Origin of the sequence: Gemmiger sp. An50, from assembly GCF_002161595.1 — a bacterium.
GTDB lineage: Bacteria > Bacillota > Clostridia > Oscillospirales > Ruminococcaceae > Allofournierella.
Genome location: NZ_NFID01000008.1, coordinates 32,821 through 59,741, shown reverse-complemented (window position 1 = coordinate 59,741; position 26,921 = coordinate 32,821). Strand labels below are relative to the sequence as shown.

Genomic DNA, 26,921 nt, shown 5'->3' with positions numbered 1-26,921 from the left:
AAGATCTCCTTTCGGAAGGGGTACGGATTACTCCAGATCGCCGGTCAGGGTCATCACTGCGGCCAGAGCGGCAATGGGCGCGGTCTCACACCGCAGAATGCGGGGACCAAGGCCCACGGGGGTGGCGCCCGCGTCAATGAGCGCCTGTGCCTCCTCCTCCGAGAAGCCGCCCTCCGCTCCGGTGATCAGGGCGATGCGGCCGCCTTCGGCGGGCACACACTGGCGCAGCGGCCGGCCGCCTTTCTCGTAGAAAAAGAGCACCGCGTCAAACTCGGAAAAGCGCCCCGGCAGCTGGCCAATGTTCAGCGGCAGCTCCACCTGGGGCAGAATGCCCCGGCCGCACTGCTTGGCGGCCTCGGCGGCAATGCGCACGTAGCGCTGGTTCTTCTGGTCCTCTTTTTTGGGGGTCACCACGCAGAACCGGCTGAAAAAAGGCACGATGCGCTCGGCCCCCAGCTCCACGGATTTCTGCAAAATCAGCTCCAGCTTATCCTGCTTGGGGTAGCCCGCGAAGACGGTGACCTTTGCCTTGGGTTCGGCGGTGCAGGGCCGCTTGCCGGAAACGGTGAGGGTCACCTCTTCCGGCTCGATGGCGGTGATCACGCCGTCGTAGTCAAAGCCCGCGCCGTCGCACAGAATCACCTGCTCGCCGGTCTTTGCCCGCATCACCTTACCCAGGTGATGGGCGTCGGCCCCGGTAATGCGCGCGGTATCGCCGTCGATCTCACTGGTAAAATAGCGGTGCGGCATCTCAGGCTTCGCCCCCGTTTTTGCACAGGATGGCCACCCAGCCGTTCTGCTCACGCACCTCGACCACGTTCAGACCGGCGGCGCGCAGGCCCTCCACCACCTCGTCCCGGCGGGTGTCGATCACGCCGCTGGCGATGAAGGTGGCGCCGGGGGCCATCAGGGCAGGCACGTGGGGCGCCAGGCTCAGGATGGCGTTGGCCACGATGTTGGCGGTGATGATGTTGTAGGTACCGGTGGCCTTGTCGGACAGATCGCCGATCAGCACCTTCAGCTTATTGTCCACTCCATTCAGGGCGGCGTTCTCACCGGCGGTGCGCACGCACATGGGGTCGATGTCCACGCCCTCGGCGCTGGCCGCGCCCAGCTTCAGGGCCGCAATGGCCAGAATGCCGCTGCCGGTGCCGATGTCCAGCATCCGCTCGCCGCCCTTCACAAGACCGTCCAGAACCTCCAGGCAGAGGGCGGTGGTCTCGTGGGTGCCGGTGCCGAAGGCCATGCCCGGGTCCAGCTTGATGACCACGCGGTCGGTGTCGAACTGCTCCCAGCTGGGCACGATGGCCAGACGCTCGCCGATGGTCAGGGCGTGGTAATAGGCCTTCCAGCCGTTTTCCCAGTCGTCCTGCTCCACGCCCTCGGCGGCCAGAGTGTAATCCACCTCGGCGGCGGCCAGGCGGCCGCGGATCAGCTCCACCACCTCGGCGGGGTTCTCGTCCGGCGCCAGATACAGATGCACGATCACCTTGGTGCGGTCCTTGTCCAGAAGCTCCTGCTCGATCAGGTCCACATGGGCGATCTGCTCCACCTGGGTCTCCAGGTCGGAATAGTCCTCGATGTAGATGCCGCCGCCGGAAATTCCGGTGGCGATGGCCTCGGCGGTTTCTGCCTGGGCCTTGGGTACGGTGATGCGGATATCGGTCCACTGCATAGATCAAAACCTCGGTTTCTTATAATAGTATTTTATATTATAGCATTTTTTATGGCCGGTTCGTGAACAGCCCATGAAAAAATACGCCTGCCTGGCTCTGCCAGGCAGGCGTGAGAGAGGCCGTTAGCCCAGATGATACTCGTGCTCGCAGTATACGCAGCGGCATACGCCCTTTTCGCTGCGGGTGTAGAGCCGGGGCAGCGAGGATTCCACCCGGGTGATGCAGTGGGGGTTCTGGCAGTCGCCCAGCACCTCGGTGTGCTCCGGAATCACCTGGTTGTCGGTCTGGCTTTCCAGCATGGTCAGAATCAGCGCCATGCGAACAAAGCGGCCGAAGTTCGCCTGCTCGAAGTAAGCTGCCCGGGGATCGTCGTCCACCTCGGTGGCGATCTCGTTCACACGGGGCAGCGGATGCATCACGATCATGTCCGGCTTTGCCAGCGCCATCTTGGCGGCGTCCAGGATGTAATGGTCCCGCAGGCGCAAAAATTCCTCCTGGTCCGCGAAGCGCTCGCCCTGCACGCGGGTCATGTAGAGAATGTCCATCTCGCCGATGGCGTCCTCCAGGTTCTCCACCTCCCGGATGGGGAAGCCGGCGGCAGTCATGTCGTCCCGGATGTAGTCCGGGATCATCAGCTCTTTCGGGCTCACCAGCACGAACCGGATGCCCTCGTAGCGCATCATGGCCCGGATCAGGCTGTGCACCGTGCGGCCGAACTTCAGATCGCCGCACAGACCGATGGTCAGATGATCCAGACGGCCCTTCAGCCGGTGAATGGTGAGCAGGTCGGTGAGGGTCTGGGTGGGATGCTGGTGGCCGCCGTCACCCGCGTTGATCAGCGGGCATTTGACCTTGGCAGCCGCCGCAGTGGCCGCGCCCTCCTTGGGATGGCGCATGGCGATGATGTCCGCATAGCACTGGGCCATGCGGGCGGTGTCGGCCACCGTCTCGCCCTTGGCGGCGCTGGAGGAATTGGCCGAAGAAAAACCCAACACCTTGCCGCCCAGCCGGAGCATCGCGGATTCAAAGCTCAGGCGGGTGCGGGTGCTGGGTTCAAAAAACAGGGTGGCAAGGATCTTGCCGTCGCATTTGTGTGCATAGGCGGCGGGGTCGTCGATAATACGATCGGCCAGAGCAAGCAGCTGGTCGATCTCGGCGGTGGAAAGATCCAACGGACTGATCAGTTTCTTCACAAGGTAGTCCCCCTTTGTTATTATCGTTCCTATTCTACACCAGCCGACGGGCCCTGACAATAGTCAATCCTCATTTTTGCCGCCCTTTGGCGCATACGGTCCCCCGGCGGCGGAAATACTACCGGCAAGACCATTTGAAAAAGGAGAAGTTTGCCATGAAGATCACGCCCCGGGAATACGACGAAATGAACCGGCGGGCCAGCCCACACTCCAAGTTGGGAAAGGACTGCCTGTGGTCGTTTTTTGTGGGCGGCGGCATCTGCCTGGTGGGCGAGGTGCTGCGGCGGGCGTATCTGGCCAAGGGCTTCGTGCTCAGCGACGCTTCGGCCATGACCAGTGTGACATTGATCCTGTTCAGCGCGGTGCTCACCTCGCTGGGCTGGTACCAGAAGATGGCCACAAAAGCCGGGGCGGGCACGCTGGTGCCCATCACCGGTTTCGCCAACTCGGTGGTGAGCAGCGCCATTGAATACCGGTCGGAGGGCTTTGTGCCCGGCGTGGGGGCAAAGATGTTCCTGATCGCCGGGCCGGTGGTGGTTTACGGCCTGGCCGCCAGCGCGGTGTGGGGGCTGATCTACCACCTGCTGCGGCCGTTCATATAAGGAATAAATAAGGGGAAGGAATGAGAACCATGACGAGCGCCGTGCGTACCGGCGATACCATCCGCTTTCAGGACCCGCCCTGCATCTCGGCCTTTGCCGCCGTGGGCGGCAAGCGGGAGAGCGAGGGCCCCCTGGCGGCAAAGTTCGACCTGCTGTTTGAGGAGAATACGCTGGGGGAGCTCACCTGGGAAAAGGCCGAGAGCCGCCTGCAGCGCTATTGCCTGGACCTGGCGCTGAAAAAGGGCCGCTGCACTCCCCAGATGCTGGATCTGGTGCTGGGGGGCGATTTGCAGAACCAGTGCACCGCCACCGGCTACACCATGCGGGCGCTGGACGCGCCCTTTGCAGGATTGTACGGCGCATGCAGCACCATGGCCGAGGCAGTGGGCCTGGCTGCCTGCCTGGCGGCGGGCGGCTGTGTTTCGCGGGCGGCGGCACTGGCCAGCAGCCACTTCTGCGCGGCCGAGCGGCAGTTCCGCACTCCCCTCACCTACGGGGGCAAGCGAACCCCCACCGCCCAGTGGACCGCCACCGCCGCGGGCTGCTGCCTGGTGGAGCCCCAGGGCCCGGGGCCCTATGTGCGGGCGGTCACCTTCGGCCGGGTGCGGGACTATGAGATCTGCGACATCAACAACATGGGCGCGGCCATGGCCCCCGCCGCCGCCGAGACCATCCTGCGCTACTGTGAGGACACCGGCCGAACTCCCTGTCAGTTCGACGCGGTATATACAGGCGATTTGGGTATCGTGGGCACCCGCCTTTTGAAGGAACTGCTGGAAAAGGAGGATGTGGACCTGAAAAATCACCGGGACTGCGGCCTTACTTTATATGATGTGCAGCATCAGGACGTGCAGGCCGGGGGCAGCGGTGCAGGCTGCTCGGCCAGTGTGCTGTGCGCCAGCGTGCTGCCTGCCCTGCAAAAGGGGGAGCTGAACCGGGTGCTGTTTTTGTCCACCGGAGCGCTGATGAGCCAGATCACCTTTTTGCAGGGCGAGAGCATTCCGGGCGTGGCCCATCTGGTGGAGCTGAGCGCCCAAAGGGAGGAAAGCGTATGAGTTATCTGTGGGCGTTTCTGGTGGGCGGCGCGCTGTGCGTTATCGGTCAGGTGCTCATCGACCTGACCAGCCTGACTCCGGCCCGGATTCTGGTGACCTACGTGGTGAGCGGGGTGGTGCTGTCCGCCCTGGGACTGTACGGACCGCTGGTGGAGCTGGCGGGGGCCGGGGCAACGGTGCCGCTCACCGGCTTCGGGCATCTGCTGGCCCAGGGCGTGATCGACGCGGTGGACCGGATGGGCCTGCTGGGAATTCTTGCCGGGGGCTTTGCCGCTGCGGGAGCCGGAGTCACAGCCAGTCTGATCTGCGGCGTGGCGGCAGCGGCGCTGGGGCACCCAAGGGACCAGAACTGACAATTGTGCAAAGAAAATCCGGTTTTTTGCACTGGAATGAAAAATCTATGTAAAGTTTTGCCCCGGTCTGTTGACCGGGGCTTTTCATTTACGGTATTAATATTATGGACCCATAAAATCTAAGTAAAATTTGAGAAACAGCGAAACGGGCGCGGAAGGATACCGGCCCGAAAAGCAGGAGGAAAAATCATGCAGCTTGCAAATGTTCTAAGCCTTCTGGGAGGCCTTGCGCTCTTCCTTTACGGCATGCACATGATGAGCAGCGGCCTGGAGGCCGCGGCCGGCAACCGGATGAAGAGCATTCTGGAAAAGCTCACCGCCAACCGTTTTCTGGGCGTTGCGGTGGGTGCGGGCATCACCGCGGTGATCCAGTCGTCCAGCGCAACCACGGTCATGGTGGTTGGTTTCGTAAACAGTGGTCTGATGAGCCTGCGCCAGGCGGTGTGGATCATCATGGGCGCCAACATCGGTACTACCATCACCGGCCAGCTGATCGCCCTGGATGTGGGCGCGCTGGCGCCGCTCATGGCCTTTGCGGGCGTGGCGCTGGTGGTGTTCTTCAAAAACCCCAAGCTGCACAACTACGGCAGCATCGTGGCCGGTCTGGGTGTGCTGTTCATCGGTATGGACATGATGAGCGCCGCCATGAAGCCTCTGGCCGATGAGCCCGCCTTCGTTTCCCTGATGACCCGCTTTGAGAACCCGATCCTGGGCATCCTGGCGGGCGCGGTATTCACCGCTCTGATTCAGTCCTCTTCCGCCAGCGTGGGCATTCTGCAGGCGCTGGCCGCCAGCGGCGCGATCAGCTTCTCCAGCGCGGTGTTCGTGCTGTTCGGTCAGAACATCGGTACCTGCATCACCGCGGTGCTGGCCAGCATCGGCACCAGCCGCAATGCCAAGCGCACCACCCTGATCCACCTGATGTTCAACATCATCGGTACCATCATCTTCACCATCGTGTGCGTGCTGTTCCCGCTGCCCGCTCTGGTGGCGTCGTTCACTCCGGAGAACATCCCCGGCCAGATCGCCAACATGCACACCCTGTTCAACATCGTGACCACCCTGCTGCTGCTGCCTCTGGGCACCCAGATGGCCACGCTGACCGAGCGCATCCTGCCGGAGCCTGCCGAGAAGAGCGAGGAGGAGAAGCGCGAGATGATGGGCCTTGCCTATCTGGACAAGACCACCCTGGGTTCCTCCGCTGTATGGCTGGGCAAGCTGCAGCAGGAGCTGGGCCGCATGCTGGATCTGGCCAGCGAAAACGTGGACGCCGCCTTCCAGTCCGTTATCAGCGGGCTGGATGAAAAGACCGAAAAGGCCATCCGCACCGAGGAACTGGTGGACCTGCTCAACAAGGAGATCAGCCAGTACGTGGCCAAGGCCATGGTGCGCGAGACCAACGCCGAGGACTCGGCGGCTGTGGCCTCCGGCTTCCGCATCGCGGGCAACATCGAGCGCATCAGCGACCATGCCATGAACATCCTGGGCTATGGCCAGCGGCTGGAAAAGGAAAACATCCAGCTGTCGGACGAGGCGCTCAAGGAGCTGATGGAGATGCGCACCGTCTGCGCCAAGGCGCTGCGTTACCTGCACGGTGAGTCCCGGCTGGACAATGCGGCCAAACTGGAGCAGACCATCGACGACATGACAGGTCGTTTCCGGGAAAACCACATGCGCCGCATGAAGAACGGCGAGTGCACCGACGAGGGCTGCATCCTCTATTCCGAGATCCTCACCGACTTCGAGCGCGTGGGCGACCATGTGCTGAACATCGCCCAGAAGCTGAGCCGTACCTCTCAGGTCCTGGCATAAACAAGACAACAACAAAAGGGCCATCCCCGGTATTTTCGGGGATGGCCCTTTTTGCTGCCACGGTTGGGCAGACAACCGCTTTCAGAGGGAAAAGAGCGTAGGATGAAAGATGTAAACCATCCTGTTCTGATTCTGGAAGCGAGGTACTCTATGAAGGGTTTTCCAACAACCAAAATTTACCGCCAAATCGCGGCACTGGTCCTGGCGGCGGCAATGCTGGCCGTCCCCGCCGGAGCGGCGGACGGTGAAGCGCCGCCGGCCGCCAGCGCATCGTCTCTTCCCGCAGTGTCGGGCGAGGTGCCGCTGGAGGCTTCGGTTTTCCCGGACCCGGCATTTTTGAATTACGTGAGCGGCCTGGATGCCGATGCCAGCGGAAGTCTGTCCGTTGCGGAGCGGGAGCAGGTGGTTCGTATGGACATTCGCAACCGGGGCATCGCGTCCCTGCAGGGGCTGGAACAGTTTCCGAACCTGGAATATCTGAACTGCAACAACAACGCGCTCACGTCCCTGGATCTGGCGCTGGCCCCCAAGCTGCAAACGCTCTTCTGCAACGATAACAGCCTGAGCGAGCTGGATACGTCCGGCGCGCCGGAGCTTCGGATTCTGCACTGCCATGCCAACCGTTTGACAAGCCTGGACGTGAGCGCGAACCCGGCGCTGAGCGACCTTGCCTGCGGAGACAATCTTATTCAGGAGCTGGACCTGAGCGGCAACCAAAACCTGGAATATTTCACCTATCTGGGCGGGCCGCTGACCCGTCTGGAGCTGGGGGAGAATGAGGCCATGATCTACCTGTGGGTGGGCTACACCCCCATGACCGAGATCGACCTGAGCGGCCTGCCCAACCTGCAAACAGTGGGCCTGGAGCACAATGAGTTCACCTTTCTGGACCTGAGCGGAAATCCACAGGTCATTGACCTGCTGGCCGGAGAAAACCGGCTGCTGGGCATTGAGATGGGCAAAGCTTCGCCCACAACAGACCTGAGCGGACAGCGGCCGGTGGCGGTCCACCTGCCCGCAGGGGCCGACCATTACGCCCTTGCCGGACTGGGGATCCCCCTGCAGCCGGAGGAGATCAGCGGGATGACCGGCGCCCGGCTGGAGGACGGCGAACTGTACGAGATCACGTCCGGAGGCACGGTGGACTATGTGTACACCGAGGAAGGGATCACACTGACCGCTCACCTGCAATTCGACTGGACCGGAGCGCCCCTGCCTACAGCTACACCGGAACCCACAGCCACGCCGATGCCCACAGCCACGCCGGAACCCACGGCTACGCCGACGCCCACGGCCACACCGGAACCTACGGCTACGCCGAAGCCCACGGCTACACCGAAGCCCACAGCCACGCCGATGCCTACAGCCACGCCGGAACCCACGGCTACGCCAAAGCCCACGGCCACCCCGACGCCCACAGCTACGCCAAAACCTACGGCTACGCCGGAACCCACGGCTACGCCGAAGCCCACGGCTACACCGATGCCTGCAGCTACGCCGGAACCCACGGCCGCACCAAAGCCTGCAGTGCCATTAAACCCCACTGCGGTGCCGGTTCTTCCGCCCACGGCGCAGCCGCCGTCCACCCCGTCGAATGGAGGCGGAACATCTCCCTCCCCGTCGCCCACGGCATCCCCCACCGCGCAGCCTACCGCACAGCCAACCGCATCGCCGGCGCCGGAGCAAAACCCGACCGCCACACCGGAACCTGTGCCGGACACGGAAAAGCAGGAAAAAGGCTGGACCTGGTGGCTGCTGCTCGTGCTGCTGATCCTTCTGATCATGGCCGCTGTGTTCGCCATACGCCGTGCACTGGCGCAGGAACAGGAGGAAAATCAGGAAGAGAGCGGCCCCCGGAACTGACCGCTGAACCTCTGTAACAACAAAACACGCCCGCAGGGAATCCTGCGGGCGTGTTATTTGCAAAAAGGCAAAAACAAAAGGCCCGCTCAAAATGAGCTGGCCCTTCTGTTTTGTCGAAAATCAAGCATTCGCCTTGTTAGCGCGCTTCGCCATACGGCTGATCTTGCGGGAAGCGGTGTTCTTGTGCAGTACACCCTTGCTCTTAGCCTTATCAATAGCGGAGATAGCAGCAACAACGACGGCTTCCTTATCAGCTGCATTCGCAGCGATGGCAGCGTCTGCCTTCTTCACGACTGTTTTCAGGTTGGACTTAATCGCCTTGTTGTGAAGGGCTTCCTTCTTGGACTGAACGACACGATCCTTCTGCGATTTAATGTTAGGCATTCGTACCACCTCCTTGTCACCCATAACAGTGCAATTTATAATATCACATTTGAGCGGGTGTTGCAAGCCTTTTTTCATACTTTTTTCGGAGAATTTTTTGAAATCCGGCGGCCAACACTGAAAAAAGACCCGCCGCGGGCATAATTTTCCCTCCGCGGCCGAAAAAAGGAGGAAAGAGCATGAACATATACACCGACATGGCCGACGAGCTGTTTCGTCCAGGCAAGGGCACGGTGCCCCCCGGGGTGCAGGTGCGCACCGCCAGCAGCGGGCCCATCCGGCTGACCCGGGTGCAGATCACCCGGCAGGGGCTGGCCCGCCCGGCGGGGCGGTATTCCACCCTGGAGACCCCCAGCCTGGCCGCACTGGACAAGCGGGACGAGCGATTGATCAGCGCGGCGGCAACCGAGCTGCGAGCCATGCTGCCCGCCACAGGGCTGGTGCTGGTGGTGGGAGTGGGCAACCGCCGGGTCACGGTGGACGCGCTGGGCCCCCGCACCGCCGCGGGCGTTCTGGTGACCCGAGGCCTGGCCGCGGACGCAAGAGCGGACGGCCTGGGCTTGCGGGAGGTTGTCTGCGTAAGCCCGGGGGCCTCCGGCGCCACCGGCATTCCACTGGCCCAGCTGCTGGCGGGGCTGGTGCGCACCCTGAAGCCCGCCGCCATCCTCTGTGTGGACAGCCTGTGCACCTCCGACCCGGCCCGGCTGGGGCGTACCATCCAGATCAGCGACACCGGCCTTTCCCCTACCCGGCCGGATTCCGGCCGCTGCATCACCCGGGCCATGCTGGGAGTGCCGGTGCTGGCAGTGGGGGTGCCCACCTTAATGGAGGCGGACGAGTGCATGGAGGAGGGCAAAGGGCTCATCCTCACCTGCCGCCAGCTGGATGGGGTCATCCGCAGCGGCTCCGAGCTGCTCAGCGCCGCCATCAACAAGGCTTTGCAGCCTTCGATGAGCATTGCCGAGCTGTGCTATCTTGCCAATTAAGCGAAAGGAATAACCCGCCCGCCCGGGCGCATATGCTTTGAGCAGGACTCAAAAAGGAAAGGGGGCGGCGGAATGGGCCGATCAAGCTGGCTGCGCCGGTTGGGCGCGGGAGCACTGGCGGCAGGCGTGGGAATGCTGGCCTGGAACGCCGCGGAACAGCTGGGCCCGCCCAGCGTGACCGCAAGCCTTACGGTGGCGGGCGCTGCCCTGGCGGACCCGGCGGCGGCACTGGAGGCGGTGCGTCAGCTGGCTCAGGAGGATCCGCCCGCCCAGCCTGCCGCTGCCGAGGCCGCGCCATCCCCGCAGCCCACCCCTGCCCCGGCGGCTGCGAGTGCCGCGCCGGAACAGGCCGCAGCATCCGAGCCGCCGCCCGCTGTCAGCGAGGAACCGGTGCCGGAGCCCACCGCGCAGCCCCAGCCCCGGCCGGAAAACGCCGGGCAGATCGTGACCGAGCACTACGAACAGGGCGAGGGTGGGCTCTACATCCCCTGCGGGGCGGGCACCATTAAAAACTGTACCAGTCTTTCCGCTTCTCAGGTGGCTCAGGCCGCGTCCCAGGGGCTGCCCTTCTCCATCGAGCCGGGCAGCAGCGAGCCTCAGGTGCTGATCATGCACACCCACGCCACCGAGACCTACGAGCTGGAGGAAAAGGACTGGTACGACCCGAGCTTCACCTGCCGAAGCACCGACCTGTCGGTGAATATGACGGCGGTGGGCGAGGAGATCGCGAATCAACTGAACGCGGCGGGCATCGTGACCCTGCACGACACTACCCTTCACGATTATCCCAGCTACAACGGCAGCTACGAGCGCAGCAACGAGACGGTGCGGGCTTATCTGGAACAGTATCCCAGCATCAAGGTGGTGCTGGATGTGCACCGGGATGCCATCGAGCCTGCCAGCGGCCAGCGGGTGAGCGCAGTGGCCGAGATCGACGGCCAGACCGCCGCCCAGGTCATGATCATCTGCGGGGCGGACAACGGCGGAAACCTGCCCAACTTCCGGCAGAATCTGGCCTTTGCCGCCGCCTGGGAAAACGCCATGGAGAGCCGGTACCCGGGCCTGACCCGCCCGGTGCTGTTTGATTACCGGTATTACAACCAGGACCTGACCACCGGCAGCCTGCTCATTGAAATCGGCAGCCACGGCAACACCCTGGAGCAGGCCAAATATTCCGGCCGACTGGTGGGGCAGGCGCTGGCGGCGCTGTTCGGCGGGCAATAGGCGCGTTTGGCCGTTGACAAACCCGCCCGGCGGGGGTAAAATACCAAGTACAATGGCTGAGAAAAAGAAAAGTAAGCGGGAGCCTTGGCCCCAGCGAGCGCGGGATGGTGCAAGCCGCGCGCACAAGACCCGCCGAACGAACCCTTTGGAGCTGCAGCCCCAACGCCTGCCCGCCGGATTTTGGCCGGGCAACGGTCAGTAGGGTGAGCCGTGGGCGGCGCGTTAAGCCGCAGCGCTTATCTTTGAGCGTGAAAAGTGGCCGCACAGGGCGGCAAGTTAGGTGGCACCGCGGATCCGGCAGCGATTCGTCCTAAGAAAAGGACGGGATCGCTGCCGGATTTTTCATTGTTAAAGGAGAGAAAACATGAAACGCATCGACATCAAGGCGCTGTTCAGCGCGCCCCCGGCGGACGGCACCACCGTGACCGTGTGCGGCTGGGCCAAGACCGTGCGGGATTCCAAGAACATCGGCTTCATCGAGCTGAGCGACGGTACCTGCTTCAAGAACCTGCAGATCGTGTTCGAGGCTGCCAAGCTGGAAAACTACAAGGACGTGGCCAAGGCCGGCGTGGGTACCAGCATGCAGATCGTGGGCCGTGTGGTTCTGACCCCCGGCGCCAAGCAGCCCCTGGAGATCAACGCCGACAGCGTGGAGCTGCTGGACGTATGCCCCTCCGATTATCCCCTGCAGAAAAAGCGCCACAGCGTGGAGTTCCTGCGCACCATGCCTCATCTGCGCCCCCGCACCAACACCTTCGCGGCGGCCTTCCGTGTGCGCAGCACCGCAGCCTACGCCATCCACAAGTTCTTCCAGGAGAACGGCTTTGTGTATGTGCACACCCCGCTGATCACCGGTTCCGACTGTGAGGGCGCGGGCGAGATGTTCCGCGTGACCACCCTGGACCTGAACAACCTGCCCCGCACCGAGGACGGCAATGTGGATTTCAGCCAGGATTTCTTCGGCCGCAGCACCAACCTGACCGTGTCCGGTCAGCTGGAGGGCGAGGCCATGGCGCTGGCTTTCGGTAAGATCTACACCTTCGGCCCCACCTTCCGCGCCGAGAATTCCAACACTCCCCGTCACGCCGCCGAGTTCTGGATGATCGAGCCGGAGCTGGCCTTCGCGGACCTGACCGATTACATGGACAACGCCGAGGCCATGGTGAAGTATGTGATCGGCTATGTGCTGGAGCACTGCCCGGACGAGATGGCATTCTTCAACCAGTTCTTCGACAAAGGTCTGCTGGAGCGCCTGAACGCTCTGGTGAACGCTGAGTTTGCCCGGGTCAGCTACACCGACGCGGTGGAGCTGCTCAAGGAGCACAACGACCAGTTCCAGTACAAGGTGGAATGGGGCGTGGACCTGCAGACCGAGCACGAGCGGTACCTCACCGAGCAGATCTTCAAGAAGCCGGTGTTCGTGACCGATTATCCCAAGGAGATCAAGAGCTTCTACATGCGCCAGAACGAGGACGGCAAGACCGTTGCTGCGGCCGATATGCTGGTGCCCGGTGTGGGCGAGCTGATCGGCGGCAGCCAGCGTGAGGAGCGCTACGAGCTGCTGAAGGCCCGCATGGAAGAGCTGGGCATGGATTGCACCGATTACACCTGGTACATGGATCTGCGCCGTTTCGGCAGCGCCAAGCATGCCGGTTACGGTCTGGGCTTCGAGCGCCTGATCATGTACTTGACCGGTATCCCCAACATCCGCGACGTTCTGCCCTTCCCCCGCACCGCCGGCGGTTTTTAACGACTCGACCGTCAGCCGGGGGCGGTACGCAAACGGGTATGCACCGGGCTTTCCTCAGCGAGGTACGCCAGCACCCATTTAACGGACTCGACCGGAAACTGGATACGGCATACAAAAAATAATCAGGCCGGATGCACGCCGTAAAGCGTGCATCCGGCTTTTTGTTTCGCTAACTTGCCCGGGGCTTGCCGGGGCGGGCAGCTGCGCGGTATCATAAAGGCGAACAATTACGGCAATAGGAGGGATACAAGGGATGAAACGATGGATGATGGCGGCACTTTGCCTTCTGCTGGCGGTCAGCCTCACCGGCTGTACCCTGCTGGAACGGGCTGCCGGTCAGGTCAGCGAGGCGCTGTGGCGGATCGAACAGCTGTTTTCCGCCCCGCCCCAGCCGGAGTTCCAGCCTGCCCCCACGCCGGAGCCCCGCTGGGTGGAGCTGGAGACCTACGATCTGATGGAGCAGGGTTTCGGCCCTTTCACCGCTGCGCTGGAGGAATGGCTGCGCCAGGGCTTGGAGGACACGGAGAATCTGAGCTGGAACCTGCATTCCCTGTCCCTGACTCTGGGCACGGATGGCCTTCCCCTTTCCATGGAGACGGATCTGTACGCCTACCGGGACGGACAGTTCCTCCAGGGGTACCGGATGGAATGGAACGCGGTCACCGGCCGCCTTCATCAGGATGTGAACAATGTGGGCACCCTGATGGAAAGCGATGCCGGAACCAGCGCGGACACCTCAGAAAACCCCAACCTGCGTTTGGAGCTGGTGGAGGAACGGCTGCGCGCCCTGCCGCAAGACGATCTGCAAATGGCGCTGGGAACCCCCCTCCTGGTGGAATTCACCGCTTTTTCCCGCCCGGAGGGCGGCCAGACTGTGGTGGACATGGCAACAGCCCCGGAGGGCTTTGATCTGGCCATGTACCAGGCGGGGCAATACGGCAAGGCGGACGGCTCCCCCGCCTGGATGCTCACCGTGCGCCAGGCCGAGGATGAGGACCGGGCAGGTACCCGCACCGCCCGCTTCTGCTTTGCTCCGGCCGACGAGACGCGCTGGCTGGGCAACCCCCAGTTGTACGAACAGACTGACATCCGGGTCACAAACGAGGGCCACCTGTTCTACACCCGGGACTGGGGCGAGCACTGGAACGCCCTGCCAAGCCGGTTCGAGGGCCTGCTGGCGGAATGCATTGAGACCTGCACCGCTGTGACCCGAAGCAGCTGGTACATCTCCCCACAGGAGAATGGCCCGGTGGGCTTTGTGCTGGGCGGGAATTTGCCTGTGATCGTCTACAGTCCGGACGGCGGGATCACCTGGCAGGAGCAGGCCATGGGCAGTTATCCCCACAAGCCGGACCGGCGGATGCTGTGCGGTGCGCCGGATGGCATCCTCTATGCGGCGGCGGGCTGTGATTGGAGCATGGGCACCGGCGGCAAAACAGAGCTGTTCCGGTGCGTGCCCGGCGGCGAGCGCTTTGAAGCGCTTACATTGCCTGCCGAAGTGGATGGCCACTACCCCATCTGCGGTGTGGCGGCCGGGGCCGAGGGCACACTGGTGATCTCGGTGGAGACCTCCGGCGAAAACAACTGGCCGGATCTTTATTACAGCATGGACCAGGGGCAAAGCTGGCAGGCGCTGGCACTGCCCTGGGAGGACGCACAGCTGGACGGCGTGGGCTTTTTGTACCGGGTTTCCTGGCTGCGGCAGCAGGAGGACGGCTCCTGGCAGCTTTGCCTGACCCAGGAACCCACCGGCGTGAACGGGTACGACTGGTGCGCCGTTTTCACCGCCCAGACGCCGGAAGGCCCTTGGACCTATCAGGCCAAACAGCCGGACCCGGTCTCCCGCTGAGCAAAACGGCTGAAAATGCACAGAAAACGTATAAAAATAAGAAAAAGCCGTTGACAACCCGGCGGCGCCGTTTTATGATAGGGAAGTAAATTGAATACCACACAATAGAGGCGCAAACCGTATGGTACCGCAAAGGGAGGTCTGCCGGCCGAGGATCTTTGCGGGAAGAGACAGTTTGCCGAAACAGATTCCCGCGCGGCAGCGGGGTGTTTGTTGGGGTGCCGTCCAGCAGGCGGCGCACTCTCACTTGAACAAAGTGGTGGCGCTATTGGGGTTTTGTTCCGTTCTTTCACAGGGGGGCGGCGATGCAAATTCCGGCGTCGCGGCCCCTCTTTTTTATTTGTTTGCGGCGTCGGTGGGGCGTGACGGGTGGTTGTGATGGTATCCGATGGAATACAAAGGAGAAATCACAACATCATGTCGAACGTTCTGAACGCCCTGAACAACATCATCTGGGGCCCGCCGTTGATTATCCTGATGATCGTCACCGGCGTGTACTTCACCCTGCGTACCAAGTTCTTCCAGATGCGGCACCTGGGCTACATTTTCAGCCGTACCCTGGGCCGGCTGTTCCACCGCACCGATGAGAGCGCCGATGAAAAAGGCCTGCTCACCCCCTACGAAGCCATTGCCACCGCCGTGGGCGGCTCGGTGGGCTTCGGCAACATCGCGGGCGTGGCCACTGCGGTCACCACCGGCGGCCCCGGCGCGGTGTTCTGGATGTGGCTCACCGCCTTCCTGGGCATGCTCATCAAGCAGGTGGAGGTGACCCTGGCGGTGTACTACCGCCGCACCGATGAAAACGGCGTGCCCTACGGCGGCCCCACCTATTATATGGAGCGCGGCCTGGGCGAGGAGCGCCACTGGGGCAAGCTGTGGCTGCCGCTGGCCTTCGTGTTCGGCATCGGCATCTTCTCCACCTTCTTCATCAGCGCCTCCACCTTCACCACCTCCGAGGTGGTGGCCCAGTCCCTGGGCATTCCCCAGGCCATCGCGGCGCTGATCATCGTAACGCTTCTGTACTTCATGATCTGGGGCGGCGTGAAAAAGCTGGGCCAGATCCTCACCAAGCTGGTGCCCATCATGAGCCTGACCTATCTGGTCCTGGGCATCGCAGTCATCCTCATGAATCTGGACAACCTGCTGCCCACCCTGGGCGCCATCTTCGGCGAGGCCTTCACCGGCTCTGCCGCGCTGGGCGGTTTTGCGGGCGCCAGCGTTTCCAAGGTGATCTCCACCGGTATGGCCCGCAGCGTCTATTCCAATGAGGCCGGCTGGGGCAGCAGCCCCATGATCCACGCCTCCAGCCAGACCCGCCACCCGGTGGAGCAGGGTCTGTGGGGCTCCTTTGAGGTATTTGTAGACACCTTTGTGGTCTGCACCATCACCGCTCTCACCGTGCTGGTTTCCGGCGAGTGGACCAGCGGCGCCACCAATGCCACCCTGGCGCTGAATGTGTTCACCCATAACTTCGGCGTGTTCGGCACCGTGATCCTGACCCTCATCATGGTGGTGTTCTCGATCACCACCTCCGGCGGCTGGTATGCCTACTACGAAGTGGTGCTGCGCCATCTGGCCAAGAACCACCCGAAGGTCAAGAAGTATCTGCTGCTCATGTTCAAATACTTCTATGCGGTGCCCCCCTTCCTGCTGACTTTGTACCTGATCTATGTGGGCGATCTGAGCATCTGGACCCTGGTGGACATCACCAGCGGCATCCCCACCTTCGTGAACGTGGCGGTGATCCTGATTCTGTCCGGCCAGTATTTCAAGCTGCTCAAGGACTACAAGGCCCGCTACATGAACATCGGCCAGGTGGACCCGAAGATGGCCATCTTCTATGAAGATAAGCCCGAAGTGAAGGCGGCTCTGGAAAAGGAAAAGGCCGCCCAGAAGTAAAAAAGCAAAACGGATTCAGGCCGGGGCGGCGAAAAGCGCCCCGGCCTTTCCCGGACGGAGGAACTTATTATGCGTACTCTTTATGAAAACGGACGGGTCTACACTGGCCAGCTGCCCCTGACCGAGGCCTTTGTGGTGGAGGACGGCCGCTTTGTCTTTGCGGGCGGCGCGGAGCAGGCCCGGCTGGCGGCTGGACCGGAGGCTCAGGTGGTGGATCTGGAGGGGGCCTTTGTTTGCGCGGGCTTCAACGATTCCCACATGCACCTGCTCAACTACGGCTATGCGCTGCAGGTGGCGGACCTGTCCAGCCACACCGGCTCGCTGGCCGAAGTGCTGGACACCATGCGCGCCTTTTTGAAGGAAAAGAACTTCGCTCCCGGCCAGTGGGTGCGGGGCCGCGGCTGGAACCACGACTACTTCACCGACGAGCAGCGCTTCCCCACCCGGCAGGACCTGGACCAGGTGAGCCGGGAGCATCCGGTGTGCATCGTGCGCACCTGCGGCCACACCTGCGTGGTGAACACCAGGGCGCTGGAGATGATCGGCGTCACCGCCGCCACCCCGCAGCCGGAAGGCGGCTGCTTTGAGATCGGGCCGGACGGCCAGCCCAACGGCGTGTTCCGGGAAAACGGCATGGAGCTGGTGTATTCCAAGCTGCCCAAACCCAGCGTGGAGGATCTGAAGACCATGCTGCTGGACGCCCAGAAGCATCTGAATGCCTACGGCGTGACCTCCTGCCAGACCGACGACTTTGACGCCTTCGCCACCGTGGACTGGCGGGAGGTGATGGAGGCCTACGCCCAGCTGGAGGCCGAGGGCAAAATGACCGTGCGCATGTACCAGCAGGCCCAGCTCACCAGCGTGAAGGCGCTGGAGGAGTTCTTTGCCGAGGGCTACAACACCGGCTGGGGCGACGAGTGGGTCAAGGTCGGCCCGCTGAAGATTCTGGGCGACGGTTCCCTGGGCGCCCGCAGCGCCTACCTGAGCCGGGATTACGCCGACAAGCCCGGCTACCGGGGCATCGCCATCTACACCCAGCAGCAGTTCGATGACCTGGTGGGCTGTGCCAACGAACACGGCATGCAGGTGGCCGTGCATACCATCGGCGACGGCATCCTGGACCGGGTGCTGGAATCCTACGAGAAGGCGCTGGCGGAGCATCCCCGGGCGGACCACCGCCACGGCGTGGTACACTGCCAGATCACCCGCCCCGACCAGCTGAAGAAGATCGAGGAGATGGGCCTGCACGTATATGCCCAGCCCATCTTCCTGGACTACGACATTCACATGGTCACCGATCGGGTGGGCGAGGAGCTGGCCTCCACCAGTTATGCCTTCCGTACCCTGATGGATGCGGGAGTCTGGGTGTCCAGCGGCACCGACTGCCCGGTGGAGCTGCCCCGGGCGCTGGCGTGCATCCAGTGCGCCGTAACCCGCAGCACCCTGAAGGGCGACGCGGGCTCCTACCGTCCGGAGGAGGCCTTCACGGTGCAGCAGGCCATCGACAGCTACACCATCCACTCGGCCCACGCATCCTTTGAGGAGAACGAGAAGGGCCGCATCGCTCCGGGCTATCTGGCGGACTTCGTGGTGCTGGGGCAGGACCCCTTCGCCGCCGACCCCGCCGCCATCCAGAACATTCCGGTGAAGGCCGTCTATGTGGGCGGCAAATGCGTGCACCGGGCATAAGCACAACAAATCAAAATCGGGAGAGGCCGCCGGCCTCTCCCGATTTTTTTACATCAATTGAAAAAATATGCATAAAAACTGGCGGCGTTCGTACCGAAAAAGCGGCGGAACAGCAATGAAAAAGCGAGAATGCACAAGCAAGAGCGGGAAAGCACATGCAGGATAAAGCGATTTGACCAAAACTGTGTTCGGTTTTCTTTACAGAAATTTGCTGGAAATATGATAGAGCGAAAACCGCAGGAAAGATAAACTATATCTGCCCCCGATAAAAACATGACAAAACAGCGAATCGAAGCATACCGATCATAAGGAGGAACATGATGCATCACAGATGGATCAAAAACCTTGCCCGCCGCTGCAGCGCGGCTGTTCTGGCGGGCCTGATGCTGCTGAGCGTATTGCCCGGCGCATCCGCACAGGAGCCGGTTTCCAGCACAGCTCCCGGCACCCCGGCGGTGAGCACTCCGGCTCCGGAGAGCACCCAGGCTCCCCTGGCCACCGAGATTCCGGCGGCCACCGAAGCCCCTGTCGAGGAGACCCCGGCGCCCACGGAAGAGCCCGCAGCGACCGAAACGCCTGCACCCACAGAGGCTCCCGCCGTGACCGAGACCCCGGTGCCCACCGAAACTCCCGCGGCGACTGCCACCCCCGCGCCCACCGAAACCCCGGCTCCCACCGGAACTCCCGAGCCCACCGCGCTGTCGGTTGAGGCCAAGGAGAACGGCCTGCCGGTGGCGGCGGACTGGAAGTTTGACGAGAGCAGCGTAGCCTCCGGCAGCATTGCGGGCGGCGACCTGGTGCTGAAGGACCAGAGCGGCAACGGCAACGACCTGCAGATGGAAACCTACGGTTCCGCGGACTGGACCCAGTACCTGAGCTTCTCCGGCGACAGCATGACCGGCCAGGGCGGAAGCATGGTCTTCAATGGCGACAGCGCGGCAAAGACCGGCGTGGACTTTATCACGGTGGACGGCGCGCCCATCAACAGCCAGGAGTTCGAGCAGGGCTATACCATGGAGTTCCTCTACTACTTCCCCGAGGACTGGACCGCTGCGGATTCCTGGATGAGCCTGATCGCCCGCCAGGGCCAGAACGGCGGCAACCCGGAGGGTGAGCAGGGCACCATGTATGCCTCCATCTCCAACTGCAAGGAGATCCAGTTCATCACCGGCAATGCAAACGGCGACCATTCCATGTCCAGCGCGGCCTGGTCCGTGAGCATGGACGAGGGCGGCGTGTGGTACCACATCGCCATTGTGTCCGACGGCAGCGAGATCGCCACCTACGTGAACGGCTGCGAGGCCTTCCGTGACTATGAGAACGACGCGATGGACGGCATGTACGCCGATCCCGCCGACGGCCGGTTCCGCATCGGCTCCAGCTGGTGGGACGGTCTGGATAAATTCCTCCAGGGCAGCCTGCAGGAGATCCGCATCACCGGCGCCGCTCTGAACAAGAGCGACTGGCTGGTGCCCAATCCCGAGGATTATGTGGGCGAGTTCGGCAGCAATGCTGCCTACCAGCTGCGCGATGAGGACAACTACAACATCGTGCTGATGCCGGACACCCAGAACACCGTGGAGTACCGCCCGGACGTGATGGATGCAACGGTGGATGAGCTGATCGCAAGCGCGGACGAGCTGAACATCGAGGCAGTGGTCCACCTGGGCGACGTGGTGGATGATTCCGGCGATGCCGTACAGTACAACAACGCCAAGGACATCTTCTATCAGCTGCCCGAGGCGGGCATGAAGTTCCTGGTGCAGCCCGGCAACCACGACAACTGGGCGGGCAACGGTTCCAGCTACTGGCATTACTTCGGCCAGGACAGCAAGGAATACATGGCGCTCACCAGCTCCTATCTGACCCCCAAGGCCTGGAGCGGGGCCATGTTCGTGGATGCGGGCAGCTATACCTATATGATCATCTCGCTGGCCTGCGAGGGCGGCAAAACCAGCTGGAATCCCACCAGCGGCGAGCTGGAATGGTTTGAATCCATGCTGCAGCAGTATCCCAACTGCCCCACCATCGTGACCCGGCACGACATTCAGAACTGTTCCGACACCCAGCCCAGCGCCATCAAGCTGAGCAGCGAGGGCGAAAAGCTGTGGGATATTGTAAAGAAGTATCCCCAGGTCTTTATGATGGTCGGCGGCCACAGCCACGGCTCCGGCGTGGAGGTGCTGCAGAACGACGCGGGCCAGGATGTGATCTCCATCCTCACCGACCTGCAGTTTGCCTACAACGGCGGCAACGGCTGGCTGCGCTATCTGGAGTTTGACGAGGATGCGGACAAGATCTACTATTCCATCTACTCCCCCTATGCCGCCAGCCTGGACGAGAGCGAAAAGAGCTTCTTTGATGTGAACTTCCTCACCGGCCCCGGCAACGAGGGCGAAGTCTCCATTGATTTTGAGACCCGCTTTGCCGGTATGGCCAAGGAGGAGCCCGAGGCCCAGACCGAGGGCAAATGGATGACCGGCGAATACCATAGCCACAGCATCCAGTCCAGCGATGCCTCCGAGCCCTACATCACGGTGGAAAATGCCCTGAATGCGGCGTTCCGTGAGGACTTGGAGGAAATGCCTGCCGAGGCCAAGGTGGATAACATCCAATATGGCGAGGCCTTCGACTACTTCATGCTGGCCGACCATCTGCGCAACTCCCCCCGCAACCCGGACGGCACTGCGAACGAGACTGCCCGCTGGAGCGCCATCGGAGCCCAGCAGCGGGAAATCGAATCCCTGCGAGCCCAGGGCAAATACCAGGATAAGCTGATCTATTCCGGCTTTGAATGGGATATGATGAATCTGGACCACGCCAGCGTGGCTCTGCTGGATGAAACCGGCACCGTTCCCTTCCAGGGCATCCGGGAATTTGAGTGGCTGTTCAGCTACGACACCAGCGCCGACCGCTTCTTTGGTGATGAGGAGGCCCTGTACGGTCCCCGTCAGAACGATAAGAGCGACGTGAACGACACCTATGCTGCGGTGCAGTGGGTGGCGGACAACTATCCCGACAGCTTCATTCTGCCCAACCATCCCTCCCGCCACAACAACGGCAACGATGTGGTGGATAACGGCGAGGTGACCATCGAGAACCTGCGCGTGATGAACGACATTTCGCCCGATGTGGTGTTTGGCTTTGAGGGTATGCCCGGCAATCAGCTGGACCCCTCCTGCGAGCTGCCCGCCGACGATATCCGTGCCGGTGCGGACGAGATGATTGCCGTGACCGGCGGCGTGTGGGACGCCCTGCTGTCTGAGGGCCGCCGCTTCTACAACTTCTCCAACTCCGACTTCCACTTCAAGATCAGCTCCAACGAGAAGTATTCCAGCGGCTACTGGGCCAGCGAGTTCTCCCGCAACTGGACCTGGGTGGAGCCTGGCGAGGACCAGCAGTTCACCTTCAGCGACGTGGTGGAGGGAATGCGTTCCGGCAACAGCTACGCGGTGAGCGGCGAGCTGATTTCGGATCTGAGCTTCACTGTTTCCGGCGCGGGCAGCAGCGCCGCCATGGGCCAGGATCTGGATGTATACGAGGGTCAGGACGTGACCGTGACCATCCGTTTCAAGGTCCCCGAATACAACAACTACGAGAGCCTGTTCGGCACCGATACCGGCATCCAGGTAGACAACACCCCTGACCTGGATCATGTGGACCTGATCATGGGCCATGTGACCGGAAAGGTGGCGCAGGAGGATTACTCCAGCACCGCCAACACCGATGCCAGCATCGTAAAGAGCTTTGACAAGGCCGAGCTGGACAAGGCGCTGGGCGAGGATGGCTACTACACCCTCACCTACACCACCCAGGCGGATGCAGACATGTACTTCCGTGTGCGCGGCCTGTCCAGCAGCGAGGTGGATGCCAACGGCGACCCGGTCACCCACGAGCGCGAGGTGACCAATGACCGACCCGCCCGCTTTGACTACATCAATGATTACAACTACAGCCACCTGAGCTTCTACGCCAACCCGGTTTGGGTGAACGTGAGCGACGCGCCCGCGGAGCCCACCCTCACCGGCATCACCGTGACCGCTCAGCCCGCCAAGACGGTGTATGAGGAGGGCGAATGCTTTGATCCCGCCGGAATGGAGATCACTGCCGCCTACAGCGACGGCTCCTCCAAGCAGGTGACCGATTACACCTGGGCACCCAGCGGGGCGCTGACTGCGGATGACACCGTGATCACGGTGAGCTGGCAGGGCATGAATGTGCAGCTGGCCATCACCGTGAACCAGGCGCAGCCGCAGCCTACGGAAAAACCCCAGCCTACCCCGACGCCGAACCCCGGTGATCAGGCGCTGAGCATCCGGCCCGGGATCACCAGCGTGCCCGAAGGTCTGAAAAACACCGCCTTCAACACTCCGGAAAAGATCATTGCCGAGCTTTACCGGGTGGCGGCAGGCGTGCTGCCCGGCCTGAAGTCCGATGATATGGAGGTTTACGACATCACCCTGATGACGCAGGACGGGCAGGGCCAGTGGATTCCCATTTCGGATGAGGATTTCCCCGCCGACGGCGTGGTGGTGGAGCTGCCCTATCCCGACGGGACCGGCAGCAAGACCCACGATTTTGTGGTGACCCACATGTTTACCATCGCACAGGGCGGTTCCAAGCCCGGCGATGTGGAAACGCCCCAGGTGTATGAGACCGAGACCGGCATCCGCTTTGTGGTGAAGAGCCTCTCGCCCATCGGCCTTGGCTGGGTCGAGCAGACGGCAGACTCCGGTGAGAGCGGCGAAAGCGGCAGCGGTTCCGATGCGCCGGCAGCCACTCCGGCGCCGGTGATCTCTGAGGGGACCAGCCCCAAGACCGGTGACAACGGAGTGCTGGCAGTGGCTGCGGTGGCAGTGACCGCCGCCGCAGGTCTGGCGGCGCTGGAATTCCTCCGCCGCCGTGCCAAAAATGAAAAATAAGACAACCTTCGCATAACACCAAAGAAAACCGCCCGCGCGGGATTCCGGTATGGACCGGACCCGCGCGGGCGGTTGTTTTTCTGCTTATTCCAAATCTCCTGCTTTCGGGCGGCTGCTGGCCAGATACAGCACCAGCCCGGCAAAGCAGAGCGCAAAGCCGAAGCCCATGGCCAGCGGCAGGAAAAAATCCGCCGCCCGGCCGAATACCAGATTGGTGAACACCGCCACCAGGTCCATGAGCAGGGCATTCAGGCTCAGCGCGGTGGCCCGGTCGCCGGTGGTCACCTGCCGGTTCTGCAGGGTGGTCTGCAAGGGGGTGAACAGGCTGTGGCAGACCCGCAGCAGCAGGATCGCCGCAATCGAAACCAGCGGTCCGTGGGTCAGCGCCAGTGCCAGGCAGGCGGCCGCCGCCAGGCCCAGCAGCAGCGCACCGGTGCGCCGCTCCCCCAGCCAGCCGGTGAGCCGGGCGGAAAACCCGCCGCACAGCCCCAGCAGCGTCATGACCACATAGATCACAGCGATGGCGCTGGCCGAAAGCCCGGCCCGGGTATATTGCACCTGATTCAAGAAGGTGGTGATGGTCTGGTGTGCCTCGTTCAGAAATGCCGCCGCCAGCACCAGAAGCAGCAGCCGGGGGCTGTGGGCCAGCTGTTTCAGCAGCGCGGCAAAATCCGCCAGTTGATGGCTGGCTGTTCTTGGCTGACTGGAGCGCACTTCCCGCAGAAAGAGCGCCAGCACCGCCGCGGCCCCGTAGCTGAACACGGTGAGAAGGCCCGCCAGCCGGTAATTTTCGCCCACGAACACCGCATACACGGCGCTGGCCGCCAGCAGCCCGGCCATGCCCAGATTGTTGTAGACGCCGAAGACCCGGTGACTCTCCTGTTCCGGGCAGGAAAGATACAGGATGCTCACGTCCAGGCCGGAAAGACCGGCACAGACCACACTCAGCATCAGCCGCTCGGCCAGAAAACCGCCGAAGCCGTCTGCCTGCCAGAACACGATTTTGGAAAGAAAATACAGCCCGCAGCATAAGATCATGGAGCGGCGGTAGCCGATCCGGTCGGCCAGAATGCCCCAGGGCACCTCCAGCGCCAGGGCCAGCGCCAGCGAGATGCTCTCGATCAGGGTGATCTGAAAAACGCTCACCCCCGCCGCCTGGCGGTACAGGGTGGCGATCGGCCCGTAGAAGACCATGCCCTGCAACAGGGCGATGGCGTACATCAGCCGGATGTTTCGTTTGTTTTCCATTGCAGCAAAAAACCGTCCTTTGTCCAAAAATACCGCACGGCAAACACCGCCCCGCGCGTTTGCGCAAAGCGGCCGCTACGCCTGTGAGGGATTTTTAGATGGGGCGGTTCATATACAAATTCTCCTGATGGGGGGCGAATTGGCCCGTAAATTTGCTTTATTGTATCACAGCGGCAAATCGTTTGCAAGGCTTTCGGACGCAAAAGAAAACTCCCCCGATCGTTCCCAATCGGGGGAGTTTAAGGCAAACGGTTATTCCTCGCGGTTTTTGGCGTCGCGTGCAGCCTGCTGTTCGCGGAACCGCTCCTCCAGACCGAAGCACTTGTCCATCACCGGGTAGAGGATCAAAAGCACGATCAGCTCCACGAAGGCGAAGCCGAACAGCAGCACCCACAGGGCGCTGTAGGGCAAAAAGAGGATCATGACCACCCAGTACAGGACCTGAACCAGCGCCGCGCCGATGCAGCGGGGTGCGAAGGAAAGGGCCAGAAGCAGGCTGTTTTTGATCAGCATGGGCAGCGACAGTTCCATCAGCACCATCTGGCTGAACAGGAAGGGGAAGATCATGGCGGTGAGCAGCACGTTCATGCAGATCAGCGCGGTGCTGGCCACGTCGGTCTGACCGCCGGTGAACAGGAAATAGCCCATGAACAGCTGGCTGGCCAGCAAAAAGCCCAGCAGCGCGCCGGGAACAAGGCTTTGGCGCCAGTTGCGGCGGAAGGCTTTTTTGTAGGTGTGCCACCAGTAGCCCGGCTCATCCCGCAGGGTGCGCAGGATGGTGTCGTGCAGGCCGGCATAGCAGGGGCCCAGCAAAAAGCCGCCCACAAGACCGCCCAGAACGGCCAGCAGGATCGCGCGCCCCAGGATGCCCAGGAAGATCAGCGCCAGAGCGGGCACAAAGCAGATCGCACACAGCAGGTTGGCCCGGAACAAATCGCCCATGTCGCGGCCGAGGATCTCGAAAAAGCGGGCTGCGCCCTTTTTGCGGGGCTCGTCCTTGCGAACGCCGGGACCGGGGTTGTTGTAGTTGGGGTGGAAAAGACCCATGTTGAATCAACGCTCCTTTTGATCATGCGGGCGCGGCGCGCCCTGATTCTCTTGCTTTTATTTGTATCATATTTTCCGCCGGATTACAAACAGGGACTCGCCCGCCCGCACAGGGGATGCGGAATCGTTTCCGGGAATTTTGCGTGAAATACAAGCAATGCGCACAAAACTTTCCACAAACTGATGCATATATCGATGAAAATAACGAAAAGTGGTTGAAAGTGCAAAAAATCAAGCATATAATATAAGCGTCGGAAACGTTTCCGGCAACGTTTCGAATGCTTGCGGAGGAGGGCGGCGCGCATGACCATCAAGGACATTGCCCGGGAGAGCGGCTATGCCATCAGCACCGTTTCCCGCGCGCTGAACGACCACCCGGACGTGAGCGAGGAGGCCAAGGCCCGCATCCGCCAGGTGGTGGAGGCCCGGGGCTTTGTGCCCAACGCAAACGCCCGCAAGCTCAAGCAGACCGAAGCGAAAAGCATCGTGTTTGTGGTCAAAAGCACCGCCAACATGTTCTTCGCGGGCATGCTGGTCCAGCTGCAGCAGCTGGTAAGCCGGGCCGGGTACGACGGCGTGGTCCAGTATCTGGACGAGGACGGCGACGAGGTGGTGCTGGCCAGGCAGCTGAGCCGGGAGCTGAAGCCCAGAGGCATCATCTTTCTGGGCGGCAGCGCCGAGCACTTCCGCAAGGGCTTTGCAGACATTCACCTGCCCTGTGTGCTGGCCACGGTGGTCAGCGAAGAGCTGGCCTTCCCCAACCTTTCCATGGTGGGCGTGGATGACCGCAAGGCAGGTGCGGCGGCCATCGACCATCTGCTGGCCAACGGCCACAAGGATATTCTGATCCTGGGGGCGGACCCGGCCTACAGCAACCCAAGCTACAAACGTTTGCAGGGCTGCAACGACAGCTTCACCGCCCACGGCATGGAGCTGGCACCCCGCCGCTATCTGCGGACCAGCTTCAGCTTTGAAGCCGCCTACCAGGCCATGGACGCCTGGCTGAAGGAGAGCCAGCGGCCCCAGGCGGTGTTCGCCATGAGCGACACCACCGCCATCGGCGCCATCCGGGCGCTGCGCGACCATGGGCTGCGGGTGCCGGAGGACGTGTCGGTGATCGGCTTCGACGGCGTGGAGCTGGCAAACTTCTACACCCCGCGGCTGTGCACCATGCGGCAGCCCTCCGAGTGCATCGCCCAGGCCAGCGTGGAGCTGCTGCTGGGCTGCATCGAGAAAAATCAGCCCGCCCGCACCCGGATGCTGGAGGCGGAGCTGGTGTTCGGCGAGTCGGTGGCCGAACGCAGATGAATTTGTATTCCGGGCGGGAATGGCCTGCCCTTCAATCGTCAACCATCAAGCATCAAAAAAG

19 protein-coding genes and 1 riboswitch are annotated in these 26,921 nt (G+C 62.3%); of the genes, 13 read left to right on the top strand and 6 right to left on the bottom strand.

Annotation, left to right across the window (positions count from 1 at the left end; translation table 11 throughout):
- Window positions 1-27: 27 nt before the first annotated feature.
- From B5G03_RS08670 to pyrB, 3 genes are all read right to left on the bottom strand, one after another.
- Window positions 28-750 (bottom strand): RsmE family RNA methyltransferase, encoded by a 723-nt coding sequence (locus B5G03_RS08670; RefSeq protein WP_087181323.1) that lies wholly within the window; start codon window positions 748-750, stop codon window positions 28-30.
- 1 nt (window position 751) lies between these two features.
- On the bottom strand, window positions 752-1,675 hold the full coding sequence (gene prmA, locus B5G03_RS08665) for a 50S ribosomal protein L11 methyltransferase (protein WP_087181322.1): 924 nt from the start codon (window positions 1,673-1,675) through the stop codon (window positions 752-754).
- A gap of 123 nt (window positions 1,676-1,798) precedes the next feature.
- Window positions 1,799-2,869 carry an aspartate carbamoyltransferase gene (gene pyrB, locus B5G03_RS08660; RefSeq protein WP_087181321.1) on the bottom strand — a complete coding sequence of 357 codons (1,071 nt, stop codon included), beginning with the start codon at window positions 2,867-2,869 and terminating at the stop codon, window positions 1,799-1,801.
- Window positions 2,870-3,024: 155 nt separating this feature from the next.
- Between pyrB and spoVAC the strand changes: the two genes are divergently transcribed.
- The 5 genes from spoVAC to B5G03_RS17060 all read left to right on the top strand — a co-directional run bounded on the left by spoVAC (window position 3,025) and on the right by B5G03_RS17060 (window position 8,554).
- Entirely contained in the window at window positions 3,025-3,471 is a 447-nt protein-coding gene (spoVAC, locus tag B5G03_RS08655; RefSeq protein ID WP_087181320.1) for a stage V sporulation protein AC, read from the top strand.
- Between the two features lie 20 nt (window positions 3,472-3,491).
- Window positions 3,492-4,526, top strand: coding sequence for a stage V sporulation protein AD (locus tag B5G03_RS08650; RefSeq protein ID WP_481808411.1), 1,035 nt, complete (start codon window positions 3,492-3,494; stop codon window positions 4,524-4,526).
- Complete coding sequence (spoVAE, locus tag B5G03_RS08645; RefSeq protein WP_087181318.1) at window positions 4,523-4,879, top strand: stage V sporulation protein AE; 357 nt, start codon at window positions 4,523-4,525, stop codon at window positions 4,877-4,879. Before B5G03_RS08650 ends, spoVAE begins: the two co-directional genes overlap by 4 nt.
- A gap of 189 nt (window positions 4,880-5,068) precedes the next feature.
- Window positions 5,069-6,691: a Na/Pi cotransporter family protein gene (locus B5G03_RS08640; protein ID WP_087181317.1), complete on the top strand. Its 1,623-nt coding sequence runs from the start codon at window positions 5,069-5,071 to the stop codon at window positions 6,689-6,691.
- 102 nt (window positions 6,692-6,793) lie between these two features.
- Entirely contained in the window at window positions 6,794-8,554 is a 1,761-nt protein-coding gene (locus tag B5G03_RS17060) for a leucine-rich repeat domain-containing protein (RefSeq protein WP_140401668.1), read from the top strand.
- 120 nt (window positions 8,555-8,674) lie between these two features.
- Here B5G03_RS17060 and rpsT read toward each other — a convergent pair whose 3' ends face one another.
- The gene (gene rpsT / locus B5G03_RS08625; RefSeq protein WP_058963370.1) at window positions 8,675-8,938 is read right to left on the bottom strand and encodes a 30S ribosomal protein S20; all 264 of its coding nucleotides are present in this window, start codon (window positions 8,936-8,938) and stop codon (window positions 8,675-8,677) included.
- A gap of 179 nt (window positions 8,939-9,117) precedes the next feature.
- Here rpsT and gpr point away from each other — a divergent pair, with 179 nt between their 5' ends.
- The 7 genes from gpr (at window position 9,118) to B5G03_RS08580 (ending at window position 23,257) form a co-directional block, all read left to right on the top strand.
- On the top strand, window positions 9,118-9,924 hold the full coding sequence (gpr, locus tag B5G03_RS08620) for a GPR endopeptidase (protein WP_087181314.1): 807 nt from the start codon (window positions 9,118-9,120) through the stop codon (window positions 9,922-9,924).
- Between the two features lie 72 nt (window positions 9,925-9,996).
- The gene (gene spoIIP / locus B5G03_RS08615; protein ID WP_242962366.1) at window positions 9,997-11,148 is read left to right on the top strand and encodes a stage II sporulation protein P; all 1,152 of its coding nucleotides are present in this window, start codon (window positions 9,997-9,999) and stop codon (window positions 11,146-11,148) included.
- Between the two features lie 364 nt (window positions 11,149-11,512).
- On the top strand, window positions 11,513-12,898 hold the full coding sequence (asnS, locus tag B5G03_RS08610) for an asparagine--tRNA ligase (RefSeq protein ID WP_087181313.1): 1,386 nt from the start codon (window positions 11,513-11,515) through the stop codon (window positions 12,896-12,898).
- A 253-nt stretch (window positions 12,899-13,151) separates the two neighbouring features.
- Entirely contained in the window at window positions 13,152-14,747 is a 1,596-nt protein-coding gene (locus B5G03_RS08605) for a hypothetical protein (protein ID WP_140401667.1), read from the top strand.
- A gap of 97 nt (window positions 14,748-14,844) precedes the next feature.
- Window positions 14,845-15,023, top strand: a riboswitch (Lysine riboswitch).
- A 141-nt stretch (window positions 15,024-15,164) separates the two neighbouring features.
- Entirely contained in the window at window positions 15,165-16,646 is a 1,482-nt protein-coding gene (locus tag B5G03_RS08595; RefSeq protein ID WP_087181310.1) for an alanine/glycine:cation symporter family protein, read from the top strand.
- Between the two features lie 69 nt (window positions 16,647-16,715).
- The gene (locus B5G03_RS08590; protein ID WP_087181309.1) at window positions 16,716-18,335 is read left to right on the top strand and encodes an amidohydrolase; all 1,620 of its coding nucleotides are present in this window, start codon (window positions 16,716-16,718) and stop codon (window positions 18,333-18,335) included.
- A 317-nt stretch (window positions 18,336-18,652) separates the two neighbouring features.
- Window positions 18,653-23,257, top strand: coding sequence for a LamG-like jellyroll fold domain-containing protein (locus tag B5G03_RS08580; RefSeq protein ID WP_162613373.1), 4,605 nt, complete (start codon window positions 18,653-18,655; stop codon window positions 23,255-23,257).
- Between the two features lie 84 nt (window positions 23,258-23,341).
- Here the strand turns inward: B5G03_RS08580 and B5G03_RS08575 are convergent, their stop codons facing one another.
- Complete coding sequence (locus tag B5G03_RS08575) at window positions 23,342-24,505, bottom strand: MFS transporter (protein WP_087181306.1); 1,164 nt, start codon at window positions 24,503-24,505, stop codon at window positions 23,342-23,344.
- A 252-nt stretch (window positions 24,506-24,757) separates the two neighbouring features.
- A complete protein-coding gene (locus tag B5G03_RS08570; RefSeq protein WP_087181305.1) occupies window positions 24,758-25,552 on the bottom strand; it encodes a YesL family protein in 795 nt (264 codons plus the stop codon).
- A 282-nt stretch (window positions 25,553-25,834) separates the two neighbouring features.
- Between B5G03_RS08570 and B5G03_RS08565 the strand changes: the two genes are divergently transcribed.
- A complete protein-coding gene (locus B5G03_RS08565; RefSeq protein ID WP_343286895.1) occupies window positions 25,835-26,860 on the top strand; it encodes a LacI family DNA-binding transcriptional regulator in 1,026 nt (341 codons plus the stop codon).
- Window positions 26,861-26,921 lie beyond the last annotated feature (61 nt).

Excerpts from the sequence above, each read along its gene's own strand:
- B5G03_RS08670 (WP_087181323.1), bottom strand. The coding sequence starts at position 750 with ATGCCGCACCGCTATTTTACCAGTGAGATCGACGGCGATACCGCGCGC.
- prmA (WP_087181322.1), bottom strand. The coding sequence starts at position 1,675 with ATGCAGTGGACCGATATCCGCATCACCGTACCCAAGGCCCAGGCAGAA.
- spoVAC (WP_087181320.1), top strand. The coding sequence starts at position 3,025 with ATGAAGATCACGCCCCGGGAATACGACGAAATGAACCGGCGGGCCAGC.
- B5G03_RS08650 (WP_481808411.1), top strand. The coding sequence starts at position 3,492 with ATGAGAACCATGACGAGCGCCGTGCGTACCGGCGATACCATCCGCTTT.
- spoVAE (WP_087181318.1), top strand. The coding sequence starts at position 4,523 with ATGAGTTATCTGTGGGCGTTTCTGGTGGGCGGCGCGCTGTGCGTTATC.
- B5G03_RS08640 (WP_087181317.1), top strand. The coding sequence starts at position 5,069 with ATGCAGCTTGCAAATGTTCTAAGCCTTCTGGGAGGCCTTGCGCTCTTC.
- B5G03_RS17060 (WP_140401668.1), top strand. The coding sequence starts at position 6,794 with ATGAAAGATGTAAACCATCCTGTTCTGATTCTGGAAGCGAGGTACTCT.
- rpsT (WP_058963370.1), bottom strand. The coding sequence starts at position 8,938 with ATGCCTAACATTAAATCGCAGAAGGATCGTGTCGTTCAGTCCAAGAAG.
- gpr (WP_087181314.1), top strand. The coding sequence starts at position 9,118 with ATGAACATATACACCGACATGGCCGACGAGCTGTTTCGTCCAGGCAAG.
- spoIIP (WP_242962366.1), top strand. The coding sequence starts at position 9,997 with ATGGGCCGATCAAGCTGGCTGCGCCGGTTGGGCGCGGGAGCACTGGCG.
- asnS (WP_087181313.1), top strand. The coding sequence starts at position 11,513 with ATGAAACGCATCGACATCAAGGCGCTGTTCAGCGCGCCCCCGGCGGAC.
- B5G03_RS08605 (WP_140401667.1), top strand. The coding sequence starts at position 13,152 with ATGAAACGATGGATGATGGCGGCACTTTGCCTTCTGCTGGCGGTCAGC.
- B5G03_RS08595 (WP_087181310.1), top strand. The coding sequence starts at position 15,165 with ATGTCGAACGTTCTGAACGCCCTGAACAACATCATCTGGGGCCCGCCG.
- B5G03_RS08590 (WP_087181309.1), top strand. The coding sequence starts at position 16,716 with ATGCGTACTCTTTATGAAAACGGACGGGTCTACACTGGCCAGCTGCCC.
- B5G03_RS08580 (WP_162613373.1), top strand. The coding sequence starts at position 18,653 with ATGATGCATCACAGATGGATCAAAAACCTTGCCCGCCGCTGCAGCGCG.
- B5G03_RS08575 (WP_087181306.1), bottom strand. The coding sequence starts at position 24,505 with ATGGAAAACAAACGAAACATCCGGCTGATGTACGCCATCGCCCTGTTG.
- B5G03_RS08570 (WP_087181305.1), bottom strand. The coding sequence starts at position 25,552 with ATGGGTCTTTTCCACCCCAACTACAACAACCCCGGTCCCGGCGTTCGC.